The organism is Salmonirosea aquatica (genome assembly GCF_009296315.1).
Classification (GTDB): domain Bacteria; phylum Bacteroidota; class Bacteroidia; order Cytophagales; family Spirosomataceae; genus Salmonirosea; species Salmonirosea aquatica.
Genome location: NZ_WHLY01000002.1, coordinates 610,893 through 623,254, shown reverse-complemented (window position 1 = coordinate 623,254; position 12,362 = coordinate 610,893). Strand labels below are relative to the sequence as shown.

General features: G+C 51.4%; 12 protein-coding genes and 2 pseudogenes. 10 read left to right on the top strand and 4 right to left on the bottom strand.

The window, feature by feature from the left end:
• Positions 1–19 precede the first annotated feature (19 nt).
• A complete protein-coding gene (locus GBK04_RS03625) occupies positions 20–511 on the bottom strand; it encodes a DUF4870 domain-containing protein (RefSeq protein ID WP_152756933.1) in 492 nt (163 codons plus the stop codon).
• A gap of 126 nt (positions 512–637) precedes the next feature.
• Between GBK04_RS03625 and GBK04_RS03620 the strand changes: the two are divergent.
• A pseudogene (locus tag GBK04_RS03620) lies at positions 638–1,875 on the top strand (NupC/NupG family nucleoside CNT transporter).
• Between the two features lie 99 nt (positions 1,876–1,974).
• Here GBK04_RS03620 and sppA read toward each other — a convergent pair.
• Positions 1,975–3,741, bottom strand: coding sequence for a signal peptide peptidase SppA (gene sppA / locus GBK04_RS03615; protein ID WP_152756931.1), 1,767 nt, complete (start codon positions 3,739–3,741; stop codon positions 1,975–1,977).
• 201 nt (positions 3,742–3,942) lie between these two features.
• Between sppA and GBK04_RS03610 the strand changes: the two genes are divergently transcribed.
• Both GBK04_RS03610 and GBK04_RS03605 read left to right on the top strand, forming a co-directional pair.
• Entirely contained in the window at positions 3,943–4,449 is a 507-nt protein-coding gene (locus GBK04_RS03610; protein ID WP_152756929.1) for a SixA phosphatase family protein, read from the top strand.
• A 75-nt stretch (positions 4,450–4,524) separates the two neighbouring features.
• Positions 4,525–4,758, top strand: a complete 234-nt coding sequence (locus GBK04_RS03605; RefSeq protein ID WP_152756927.1) for a hypothetical protein — start codon at positions 4,525–4,527, stop codon at positions 4,756–4,758.
• A gap of 5 nt (positions 4,759–4,763) precedes the next feature.
• Here the strand turns inward: GBK04_RS03605 and GBK04_RS03600 are convergent, their stop codons facing one another.
• Positions 4,764–5,924, bottom strand: coding sequence for an aminotransferase class V-fold PLP-dependent enzyme (locus GBK04_RS03600; protein ID WP_152756925.1), 1,161 nt, complete (start codon positions 5,922–5,924; stop codon positions 4,764–4,766).
• Between the two features lie 101 nt (positions 5,925–6,025).
• Between GBK04_RS03600 and GBK04_RS03595 the strand changes: the two genes are divergently transcribed.
• Positions 6,026–6,559, top strand: coding sequence for a DUF8685 domain-containing protein (locus GBK04_RS03595; protein WP_152756923.1), 534 nt, complete (start codon positions 6,026–6,028; stop codon positions 6,557–6,559).
• A gap of 186 nt (positions 6,560–6,745) precedes the next feature.
• Here GBK04_RS03595 and xerD read toward each other — a convergent pair whose 3' ends face one another.
• Positions 6,746–7,642, bottom strand: a complete 897-nt coding sequence (xerD, locus tag GBK04_RS03590) for a site-specific tyrosine recombinase XerD (RefSeq protein WP_152756921.1) — start codon at positions 7,640–7,642, stop codon at positions 6,746–6,748.
• Positions 7,643–7,746: 104 nt separating this feature from the next.
• Here xerD and aroQ point away from each other — a divergent pair, with 104 nt between their 5' ends.
• The 6 genes and pseudogenes from aroQ (at position 7,747) to GBK04_RS03560 (ending at position 12,328) form a co-directional block, all read left to right on the top strand.
• A complete protein-coding gene (gene aroQ, locus GBK04_RS03585; RefSeq protein WP_152756919.1) occupies positions 7,747–8,193 on the top strand; it encodes a type II 3-dehydroquinate dehydratase in 447 nt (148 codons plus the stop codon).
• A 13-nt stretch (positions 8,194–8,206) separates the two neighbouring features.
• Positions 8,207–9,082, top strand: a complete 876-nt coding sequence (locus GBK04_RS03580) for a histidinol-phosphatase (protein ID WP_152756917.1) — start codon at positions 8,207–8,209, stop codon at positions 9,080–9,082.
• The gene (locus GBK04_RS03575) at positions 9,083–10,141 is read left to right on the top strand and encodes an aminotransferase class V-fold PLP-dependent enzyme (RefSeq protein ID WP_152756915.1); all 1,059 of its coding nucleotides are present in this window, start codon (positions 9,083–9,085) and stop codon (positions 10,139–10,141) included.
• Between the two features lie 92 nt (positions 10,142–10,233).
• Positions 10,234–10,937: pseudogene (locus tag GBK04_RS03570) on the top strand (NUDIX hydrolase).
• 102 nt (positions 10,938–11,039) lie between these two features.
• Entirely contained in the window at positions 11,040–11,606 is a 567-nt protein-coding gene (locus GBK04_RS03565) for a MarC family protein (RefSeq protein WP_152756913.1), read from the top strand.
• A 230-nt stretch (positions 11,607–11,836) separates the two neighbouring features.
• Complete coding sequence (locus tag GBK04_RS03560) at positions 11,837–12,328, top strand: pyrophosphohydrolase domain-containing protein (RefSeq protein WP_152765828.1); 492 nt, start codon at positions 11,837–11,839, stop codon at positions 12,326–12,328.
• Positions 12,329–12,362 lie beyond the last annotated feature (34 nt).

Below are 12,362 nucleotides of genomic sequence, written 5' to 3'. Positions count from 1 at the left end.
GAATCGCATGAAGTTGCAACTACTTCACCAGGCGCAGCGACAGGGGATAACGGTATGCTTTCCCTCCATTGGCGCGTACACTGCCCGTAATCATAACTACCAGAGAGAAAATCCCGATGGCAAAAAACACCAGGCCGACCACCAATCCGGAGCCCACCATGCCCATTATACCCACGTCAGTGGATGTTTCGTTGTCACTGACTCCCCCGATAATGAGGCTGAGGATGGAACTGCCAAAGGCGAACAACATGAATAGGAGGATCACCACCCCGACCACCGCCAGGGTAATCTGGAAATTGAGTGACTCCTTGCCGTGTTCATCCACAAAGCTGCTTTTGCCTTTCTGGGTGTTGTAAAGTACTAAAATGACGATTAGCGCCAGAAAAGGAATTGGGACCAGCATATTGGCAAACGAAGCCAATAATGCACCCAGGTGCATCCACATACCCGCAGAGCGCTGCCCGGCGGTGATTTCGGAGGGGTAGGAGGGGGTAAAGTTTTGATCTTCCATGAATTATAGCAGATTTAGGATGAATTGTGGTGATAAAAGCAGAGGGGCGCTGTAAAATACGTGGCCTGTTGGCGAATTTACCTAAATTCGCGGTTTCTTGGAAATATTATTTTGTCAATCTGCTACATGGAAAGATTTACCGGACTGATCGGAATCGTGCTAATTTTAGGAACGGCCTATGCTCTGTCGAGCAATAGGAAAGCCATCAATTACCGTACGGTAGGCGTGGGGCTGGCGCTGCAATTCGGCCTGGCGGTATTCATCCTCCGTACCGAAACCGGACAGGCCATATTTCAGTGGCTGGGCGACAAAGTGCAGAAACTGTTGTCGTTTTCCGACCAGGGTGCCAGTTTTGTGTTCGGTACCCTCGTGAGCAGTGATCTGATGCAGAAAGTATTTGGCCCTGGCAACGATTTTGTCTTTTTCTTTAAGGTTATCCCCACCATCATTTTCGTGGCGGTGCTGGTCAATATGCTCTACCACTTGGGCATCATGCAGCGGGTTGTGGCTATCATTGCGCGGGGCGTGTACTGGCTCATGGGTGTGAGTGGTTCAGAAGCGCTCTCCAACGTGGCCAGTACCTTTGTGGGGCAAGTGGAGGCGCAAATCATGATCAAGCCCTACCTGAAAGGTATGACCAACTCCGAGCTCATGGCCTCTATGACGGGTAGTTTCGCCTGCATCGCCGGGGGCGTCATGGCCGTCTACATATCCCTGGGGGTACCTGCCCCCTACCTGATTGCCGCCAGCCTCATGGCCGCGCCGGGGGCGTTGGTGATTTCCAAAATCGTTTATCCCGAAACGGAGGTGTCCGAAACCAAGGGCGCCATCAAACTGGAAATCAAGAAAACCCACGCCAACCTGCTCGACGCCATCGCGGCGGGTGCCAGTGAGGGCCTCAAGGTAGGTTTCAACGTAATTGCCATGCTGATTGGCTTCATTGCGCTGGTGGCTTTGCTGGATTTTCTGTTGGGTAAGGTGGGAGGCGTTTTCAATTTCCCCCAGCTTAGCTTCAATTATCTATTGGGCAAAGTTTTCTCGGTATTTGCGTGGGCGATGGGGGTACCTTCGCAGGACATTGAGGCGGCCGGTTCGCTGATGGGTACCAAAATGGTAATCAACGAATTCGTGGCCTACCTCGATTTGGTGAAATTGAAGGAAACCCTCGATCCCAAAACGCTCGTGATCACGAGTTTTGCGCTATGTGGTTTTGCCAATTTTAGTTCCATTGCCATTCAGGTAGGGGCATTGGAGAATTGGCTCCTTCCCGCCGCTCCGATTTGGCTAGGCTCGGCTTTCGGGCGCTGATTTGTGGTACCCTGGCTTCCTACATGTCTGCAACCTTCGCCGGGTTGTTGATGTGAAACCATTACAAATACGTAAATAGTACTTGGCCAGTAGCCAAAAAAAGCGGGGCCGGAAATGATTTTCCGGCCCCGCTTTTTTTTGACTTGGATGGGTATCTATCGTATATCCAGACCGAATGGCATACGCGCCTGCAAACCTTCCATATTCAGCAGTTTGCGGTACATTTTTACGTGAGGAGCTAGCTCGCCCAGTTGCCGGGCCATAATTTGGTCTTCTGAATTGCCGGCCATTTTGCTCACAAACTCCTGTAGCGGATTCTTCTTTTCGGGATAAAAACGTACCCGATAATCGCCTTCTTTTAGTTTGGCAGCATTGGCCGCCAGTTTGATGGCTTCGTCGAGCCCACCGAGCACGTCCACCAGACCGTTGGATTTGGCCTCCACGCCCGACCACACCCGGCCCGAAGCCAGGCTCCGCAGCTTTTCAACGGACATCTTACGGCCTTGAGCAGCTTTGCTGGTAAAGTTAGCATAGCCTTCGTTGACGCTCTTCTGGATCTTATCTTTCTCAAAATCAGTCATTTCGCGCGTCAAAGTAGGCCAGTCGGCATGTGGGTTGGTTTTGACACCATCGAACGTGATGCCTAATTTGTTATCTAGGAAATTTTCCAGATTGAACAGCATGGCAAAAATACCGATTGAACCCGTGATGGTATTAGGTTGGGCGACGATCTTGTCGCAACCCATGGCCATGTAGTAGCCACCCGATGCCGCTACATCGGACATGGAGGCAATTACGGGTTTCTTCTTGGTTGTGAGCTGTATTTCACGCCACATCACATCCGAGGCCAAAGCACTGCCGCCGGGTGAATTGATCCGGAGCACTACGGCTTTGATTTTGTCATTCTCACGGATTTTTTTGAGTTCTTTCACAAATTTATCCGATCCGATGGTACCGTCACTGCCTTCGCCCGACACGATTTCACCTTCGGCCACGATGACGGCCACGCGCTTGTTGAAATCCCCATCCTCCGAAGGATGTTTGCCCTTAAGGTACTTGCTGAGGCCTACAAATTCGATGTCTTCGTCGGTATCTACCTTCAGCTCTTTTTTCATCGCCGTTTCCAGCTCATCGTAGTAGCCGGCATGGGTTACAAGCTTGTATTTTTCGGCCGAAGCTGGATTCGTGACCGCCAGTGAGTCGGCCAGACCGCGTAATTCGGAGGCGGGAATATTGCGCGACTTCGACACATTGGCGATGTAATTTCCGTACAGCGCGTCCAGCAGTTCGATGGACTGTTGTTTGCTGGCCTCGCTCATATCCTTGCGCGAAAAGCTCTCCACGGCACTCTTGAATTCACCTACCCTGAAAATCAGGGGCTTAATATCCAGTTTGTCAAAGGTACCTTTGTAAAATTCATATTCCGCCGAAAGCCCGTTCCATTCCATGAGTCCGGCGGGATTGAGGTAGATTTTATCGGCCAGGGAGGCCAGGTAGTAGCCTTTTTCGGAGTAGTACTCGCCGTAGGTATAGATGAATTTCTTCGATTTCTTGAATTCCAGCAACTCATTCCGAATCTCTTCGAGCGAGGCCCAACCCGCTCCCGGATCCTGTGTTTTCAGGTAAATGCCTTGGATATGGTCGTCTTTGCCGGCCCGCGTAATGGCTTCACGAATGTCTTTGAGGCCGATGGTTTCATCGTTCCCGGCAAATGGAAGGGACAACTCCGCAAAGGGGTTTTCGACACCTACCTCCTTAATCGGGCGGTCGAGGTCGAGTTTGAGTACGGAATTGTCTTTGATCACAACCTCATCCTCACTCGATAGGGCCGAACCGATGCCCACGAGGATAAAAAAGGATACGATAAAAAATAAAAACAGACCGACTAAAGTGGCCAGTACAAATTTGAGAAACTGCAACATAAGAAATATAACGTGTTAATTGATAATCCTTCAATCCGATGAATTCAACAAATTTAATGATTTAAAGTGCCGGTTGAGGCGACTAAAATTGCTAATGGCGGATATGCCCTGACGAGCGGTCAAATGTATGGGTATAAATTTTTATGCGTAACATTACCCTTGCCGATTTGTTCTATTTTTGTGAAAAATTAAAATCACCCCATGAAGAAAACGCTACTTCTTGTCCGCCACGCCAAAGCCGAAGACCAATCCAAAATGTTCAAGGACTTCGACCGGGAGCTTCTCGGGTCGGGTATAATGGATTCGGCCCGGCTGGGTCACTTCCTCAAAGCCGAGGGCGTGGCCGTAGACAGTATCAGGACCAGCAGTGCCGCCCGCACCTACCAAACCGCCAAGATCATCGCCGAGCAGCTGAAGTACGAGGTAGATCAGATCGAAGCGGTCGACAAACTGTACAGCGGCGGCCCGCAGGCCTATCTGGCGGTGGTCAATGCTACGCCCGAAACAGTGGCCACGCTGCTCGTGTGCGGACACAATCCCGATATCAACTACTTTGCCGAGTATCTGACGCATGCTGATGTGGGCTCAATGGAAAAATGCAGCATGGTGACCGTGGAGTTTGAGGACCTCACCTGGGCCGAAATTTCAGCCAAGTCAGGTACCTTGAAAAACTACCTGACTCCCCAATCCCTGAAAGACCGGGGGTGAAACGAGAAGTTCGGGTAGGTATAAGTTTTAGTAGTTGAATAAGCAATAGATCTGCAAAAAAGATAACGCATTCCCATGTCGGAGCCGAACAAGAACCGGAAAACTTTCATTGTAGTCTTCATTATATTTCTGCTCATCATTATCTTCCTGGTCATCGATATGGCGAGCCGCACCACTGCTCCCTGGAACCGCACCAAGGGTACCGGCACTGACGCCATTCCTGGCGCAGTAGCTCCCGGCGCCCTGCCTCTGAGCGACTCCGTGGTACTGGACTCCCTGCTGCCCGACACCACCTATCACCAGGATTAAATCTCTTATCCTTTCGCCAGCGCATCGACCAGGGCCTCCACGTCTTCTGGGGTATTGTAGACCTGCGGCGATACACGCAAGCCCTGTCCCCGCGCCGAAACGAGGACTCGGTTGTCTGACAGCATCTTTTGGATGCCTGCTACATCCTGGCCCACCGGTAGCCGCACCCCTACCAGATGGTGGGCCCGGTACGGTTCGGGCTCTAGGTGGTAGCCCGCATGTTGCAAAACAGGTATAGCGTCCTTCAGCAGTTCACGGCAATAGGCTTGTATGTTTTCAGGACCCCACGCCAGCACCTGTTCAAGTGCTGCCTTCAGTATGGGCAGCTGGATGAAATGAGAGTGCTCGCCCACATTGTATCGGTAGGCTTTAGGGCGGTAGGTGGCCTGATAGTCGGTGAGTGTATGAAAGTGGTGGCTTTCCTGCCGGGCCATCCAGGTTTCCTCAAGGGGAATGCCGTCGTCGAATGTTTCATTGAAATAAGCCAATCCCAAGGAATAGGGACCCATCAGCCACTTGTATCCTGCGCAAACCAATACATCGGGCTGTATCTTCCCAAAGTCAAAAGGGAAAGCCCCCACGGATTGGGTACCGTCCACAATGAGCCACGCGCCCACCTCTTTCGCCCTAACTGAAATAGCGGGCAGGTCGAAAATAAATCCATACATCCAGTGCACGTGCGGACATACGATCATGGCGGTTTGGGAGTCGATGGCGGTGAGGATGGTTTTGTTCCAGACTTTGCCGGTTTCGTGGTGCAAAGGCATCGGAACGGTCTGTAGAGTCAAACCCTGTTCGGCGGCTACCCGCTCCCAGGCGTATACATCGCTGGGGAATTCCCCTTCCAGCAAAATGATTTTTTGTCCCCGGGCGAAACCGGCCTTGTGGGGTAAGTTGCGGGCTACAATGCTCATGGCGTACGATACCGAAGGTACCAGCGCAACACGTTCGGGATCGGAAGCCTGGATAAGATTTGCAAATAGCCGGCGTACCTCCCAGGCAGGCTCAAAGAAATCTGTGGCGGTAAGGTGGTGGATCTGACTCGTGGTATTCCCGATAGCCTCAATGCCGGCGGCTTCCACCGCCCGGCTGAATGGCCCGCGCGAGGCACAGTTGAGGTAGTGGACACCAGCGGGTAGGTTGAAACGGTGTTTCTGACAATCCATAAAAGAGTGGGGCTATGTGAGGTAAAATGAGATCATGGTATGATAATTGAAAATTCCGCTTGGGAAAAGGTAATCATATTGAAGATTAAAACCGAAAGAACATGACGCAATTGCTGGGAATTGGCTCGCGGGTCCGCCATCCTGACTACGGGGTTGGGGTAGTGCTCAATCAGAAAACAAGGGGGTACCTTATCACCTACGTGAACTACGGCATGGAAGAGACGCCCTACGAAACCGAGCTAGAAGTATTGGAAGCCATTGAGCCGGACGGAAATCAGGTCAGTATGCTGGACGTGGAAATCGCGCTGAGCAAAATCCTGAAACGGTGGGCTGACGTGACTGAACTGGTACCCTTGGGGCAGAAATGGCAGAAAGGAAAGATGATTTTGAAACCCGGAGTTGCAGGAATGCAGGAAAAAGAATGGCCCATCGAAACCTTTTTCCACAAGATTGTGATGCTGCGTGACCGCCTGCGGGTACTTAAACAGCGCGTAAACGCCAGCAATCTGGATGACGAAGAGAAAGTGAACATCCAGCAGTACATCACGCGTTGCTACGGTTCACTGACTTCTTTTAATGTACTTTTCAAGGAGAAAAGCCACCATTTTTCGGGTGGTAAGGGAGTAGAAGAGTGAGCCGGAAGGATAAAAAAAAGACCTGCCTCAGCATTGAAGCAGGTCTAAGCACTACCGTCCCCTCTAAGTTATTACTAATGTTATTGAACCGTTTTTAAGCGGTCAACAACCTAAGATACGTATACGACGCATGTTTGGATTGCTGAAGTCGAAAAAAAAGCAAAATTTTTTTTGCAACCGGAAAGCCTACCCCCGGGGATGGAACTCCGTAATGACCTGCCGCAGGTAGTCGCGGTCGAGGTGGGTGTAGATTTCCGTAGTAATGATAGACTCGTGGCCGAGCATCTCCTGCACGGCCCGAAGGCTGGCCCCGCCCTCGATCAGATGAGTCGCGAAGGAATGCCGGAACGTGTGCGGGCTGACATTTTTGGTAATGCCTGCCTCCTCAGCTACCGCTTTGATAATCAGGAAAACCATCACGCGCGAAAGTTGGCCGCCCCGCTTGTTCAGGAACACGATATCTTCGCTTTCTTTCTTCACATCCAATTGATTCCGGATCGTATTCAGGTAGATTTCCGTGTACCTGATCGCGTCCTTTCCGATGGGTACCAGCCGTACCTTGTCGCCTTTTCCCAGCACGCGGATAAACCCGATATCGAAATAACAGTTAGTCAATTGCAGCGAGGTGAGTTCCGAAACGCGCAGGCCACAGCTGTACAGTACTTCCAGCATGGCCCGGTTGCGGGTACCTTCGGGCGTGGAGTGGTCGATGGCCTCCAGCATGCGTTCGATTTCGGGGTAGGAAAGCACATCGGGTAGTTTGCGGGGCAAGCGGGGCGACTCGACCAGTTCGGAAGGATCTTCCCGAATGACGTTTTCCAATAAAAGGTACTTGAAAAAAGCCTTGATTCCCGACAGGAACCGGGCCTGCGTGTGGGCCGAAAGGCCCAGTTCGGTCAGGTAGCGCAGAAAACCCAGCAGGTGCTCTTCCGTGATATCGGCCGGCGAGGAGGCCAGTCCGTGCAGTTCGGCGTACTCACGGAGCTTGTCGGCATCGTGCACGTAGGCATCCACTGAATGGCCCGACAGTGAGCGTTCGAGGCGGAGGTAGTTTTTGAAATGTTTGATGTAGCTTTGCCACATAGTAGGGCTGATGGCTGATGGCGGTTAGCAATTAGCCTTTTTTTATGCTGAATAATTTTTTATTGAGCGAACATAAGGAAAGGAATACTCAATCGACGCATCTCATGAAAAAAATCCTGATCCTGAACGGCCCGAATTTGAATTTGTTGGGCAAGCGCGAACCCGGCATCTACGGGAGTCGATCCTTCGAGGATTATTTTGAATACCTGCAAAAAACATTCACAGAGGTGGAATTGCACTACTTTCAATCCAATCACGAAGGAGCTCTGCTGGATAAAATTCACAAGGTAGGGTTTGAATTTAATGGCCTGGTGATCAATGCCGGCGCCTATACCCATACCTCGGTGGCACTCGCCGATGCGCTGTCCGCCGTACCCATGCCCGCTGTGGAAGTGCATATTTCCAACATTCACAAGCGCGAAAGTTTCAGGCACCACAGCTATCTGACCAGCCGCTGCGAGGGTATGATCTGCGGCCTGGGCCTGAAAGGCTACGAACTGGCCGTAAGGTACCTGCTGGATCTGACCGTGAAGCCCCCCGTAGTGGTGTAATAAAACATATCCTATGAAGCAACACTTTCTGACCAACTACCACAGCCACAGTCACTACTGCGACGGTGTCGAACCACCCCGAGCGCAGGTGGAGGCAGCGCTCGCACAGGGCGTGCGGGTGTTGGGTTTTTCGTCGCACGGGCCGGTATATTTTGACAATGCGTGGAGTATGAAGGTGGAAAAGTTGGAAGCCTACCTGTCCGAAACGCGCGCTTTGCAGGCAGAATATGCCGATCGGCTCGAACTCTACGTGGGGCTGGAAGTGGATTATCTGCCTTCGGAGGATGCGTCTAAGTACGGCGGACCATCCACCTATGCGCCGAAACTGGATTATACCGTGGGTTCGGTTCATTACCTCGACCGGAACGAAATCGGCGCGCCGTGGGAAATCGACGGTTCCTCCGAGAAATTCATGCGCGGATTGGTGGAGGTGCATGGCGGCGATATTCAGAAAGTCATCCGCTTGTACTATGGGTGCATCCGCCAAATGATCGAGCGCGATCCGCCCCATATCGTGGGACATTTGGATAAAATCAAAATCCACAACATCGGCAACAGCCTGTATGACGAGGAGGTACCCTGGTACCAGGCGGAGATCGACCAAACGCTGGATGCCATTGCCGCATCGGGCTGCGTGCTGGAGGTGAACACGCGCGGTGTGTACAAGAAAAACCTGACCACCTACCCTTCGCTGTCGATTTTGCAGAAAGCCCGCCAGCGCCACATCCCGATCATGGTCAATTCCGACAGCCATGCGCCCTCGGAAATCACCGCCGAACTGTTACCTACCTACCGGCAGCTCAGCGATCTGGGCTTCAGAACTTTCCGCATTCTCACCCAGGGCCAATGGCAGGATGTTGCCTTTGACGAACAAGGTCTATATTTGTAAATGAACCTGACATTCTACCCCGGTCCTTCCCAGCTCTACCCCCAGGTGGAGGGGTACCTACAGGACGCCTACAGCTCGGGCATCCTGAGCATGAACCATCGCTCGACGGCCTTCATGGACATGATGGCGCAGACCATCGCCGGTCTGCATGAGAAACTCAACATTCCGCTGGACTACGAGGTGTACTTCACGTCATCGGCCACCGAATGCTGGGAGATTATTTCCCAATCATTGGTTGAAAAGAGTAGCCTCCATGCTTTCAATGGCGCTTTTGGTGCGAAATGGTTTGAGTACGCACAGCGCCTTCATCCCGCCTTCGGGCACGAATTCGAATTCAACACGCTATTGGATGTCGAAGCCAGTGAACATTTTGCTAAGTCCGAACTACTTTGTCTGACCCACAATGAAACGTCCAACGGTACCGCACTTTCGTACCAATCTCTGAAACATACCCGAAAAAACTTTGCAGGACTGATCGCCGTGGACGCTACCTCGTCGATGGCGGGTGTAGTGTTGCCCTGGGAAATGGGAGATGTGTGGTTTGCTTCGGTGCAGAAGTGTTTCGGGCTGCCGCCGGGGTTAGGTGTGCTCATCGTATCGCCGCGGGCCATCGAAAAAGCCAAGGCGATCGGGGAGAGGAATCACTACAATAGCCTGCTGTTTGTACGGGACAATTTTCAAAAAAATCAGACGCCCTATACGCCCAATACGCTGGCGATTTACCTGTTGGGGCGGGTGATGCAGCAGGTACCCCCCATCGAACTAGTCGACGATGAAATCGTGAAGCGGGCAGAAGATTTGTATGCCTTTTTCCATGACGAGGGTTTTGAAGTGCTGGTCGATAAACCATCGGTGCGTTCCCATACCGTCATGGCGCTGCGGGGAGCCGAAGGTTGGATTAACGCTCTTCGGGAAAAAGCCCTGGAAAATGGGGTTTTGCTGGGAAAGGGGTATGGTACCTGGAAAAACACCTCGCTGCGCATTGCGAATTTTCCGGCCCTCACCGATTCGGACCTAAGCCGCCTGAAAAAAATCATGGAATCCCAAAACCCGGCCTGAATTTGAGTAGGTCACGCGGAGAGCGGCGCTTTTAGGGATACGTAACCCAAAGAAGCAACCCTGAAACTTAACTACTGCGCGTGATCAACCGTATGCTTGAACAATACCAGGCCCAAACCAAGTGCCTGGTAGCTCTCGACTCTATCATATTTGGCTTCGATGGCGACGAACTGAAATTACTGCTGGTCAAGCGGGGGTGGAAGAATACGACGGCACCTGGTCGTTGATGGGAGGTTGGCTGCAGCCTAACGAAGCTCCCGAAGCCGCTTCCGCCCGCATTTTGAACGAACTGACCGGTCTGCGCGATATCTACCTGGAGCAACTTTACGTCTTTGGTGATCCCTACCGCGATCCTGTCGAACGCACGGTTTCGATCGGGTACTTCGCTCTCATCAACGTAGCCGATTACGACGACATCATTTCGCATACCTACGAGGCGCAGTGGTTTTCGATGTACGAATTACCGACCCTGTTGTTTGATCATGGTACTATGGTAAATATGGCCATTGAACGGCTGCGGTATAAGGCCACCCAACACCCGATTGGTTTCGAGCTTTTGCCCGAAAAATTCACCATTCCCCAGTTGCAGAAACTCTATGAGGCCATCTTCGCCACCCAGTTCGACAAGCGTAATTTCAGCCGTAAAATTCTTTCCACCGGCCTGCTCATCAAACTGGACGAGAAGCAAAAGGGGTACTCCAAGAAAGGTGCCTACCTCTATACCATTGATAATGAGAAATATAAAAAGGTATTCGATTCGTTTCTGAATTTCATTCCCAACGGATTCATGGCCTGATCCGGAACGGTACTTGCTTATCCTCTTTCTTTCCGACAAAACATTTGGGTGTGTTTGGGCTTTTGCTGACCTTTGCGCGCATCGTCAAACTGTACCCCTCCCATGTTCGATTTTCGAGAAATCGCCTCGGTTACCCTTATACTTTTTTCTGTCATCGATGTGGTGGGAGCGGTACCCATTATTGTGGACTTACGCAAGAAAGTAGGCCATATCGAATCCGAAAAAGCCACCCTCGTGGCGGGCTTCATCATGATCGCCTTTCTCTTTCTGGGCGAGCGGATTCTGAGCTTGTTCGGGGTGGATGTTGCTTCTTTTGCGGCAGCCGGTGCGCTGATTCTCTTCCTGCTGGGTTTGGAAATGATCCTGGGAAGGAATATATTCAAGCATGGTGATGTGGATACCTCCTCGGCGTCCATTGTGCCCATTGCGTTTCCGATCATTGCCGGCGCCGGTACCATGACCACCCTTATTTCGCTGCGTTCTACCTACCAGCTGGCCAATATTCTGGTGGGTGTTGTGCTCAATCTCATCCTGGTCTATCTGGTGTTGAAGTCCTCGGCCTGGATTGAACGCAAGCTCGGCCACGCCGGAACCGACATCCTGCGGCGGGTGTTTGGCATCATTTTGATAGCTATAGCCGTAAAATTATTCAAAGTGAATTTTTTGTGAAAAGGGGGTTAAGGAGAAACAAAGGATTAAAGTACAAATAGTACAGGAGTACCTAAGTGGCTAAGCTACAAAGTATTTACAAAATGAGTCTATAGGCCAAAAGCCCGAATTCAACCTAACTTTCTATCGCACAGGTGACCCCGTTTCAATTTTTAACTTTCAACTAAAAACAAGTGAAACAAAAAAGTCCTAAACCCCTGGCGTATACGCCCACTGGTGACGAGCCCGCCATGCAGAAACTCGACAGCTTGAATCAGGTGGCCGAGTTCCACCGTACCTTTAAGCACCCGGTGCTGGAAATCCCCATGATTCCCTCCGAGGATCGCAGCCGCCTGCGGGTGGCGCTGCTGGCCGAAGAATTGAAAGAACTGGAGGTGGCGATCCTGCAAAACGATATTGTGGAGGTAGCCGACGCACTCTGCGACCTGCAATATGTATTATCCGGCGCAGTACTTGAATTCGGACTCGGTGAAAAATTCGTGGATCTGTTCAACGAAGTGCAGCGCTCCAATATGTCCAAAGCCTGCAACTCGCTGGAAGAGGCCGAAGAAACCATGAAACACTATAAGGACAAAGGCGTCAACTGCCATTTCAAGGAAGACGGCGGCAGGTACCTTGTGTACCGTACCTCCGACAACAAAACTTTAAAGAATATTCACTATTCTCCCGCTGATCTGGTAAGTATCCTGAATGAGGATAGTAACCTGAAGCCCCAAAGCTAACCGCCGATGGTCTTGAAAATACCTGTCCACTTTC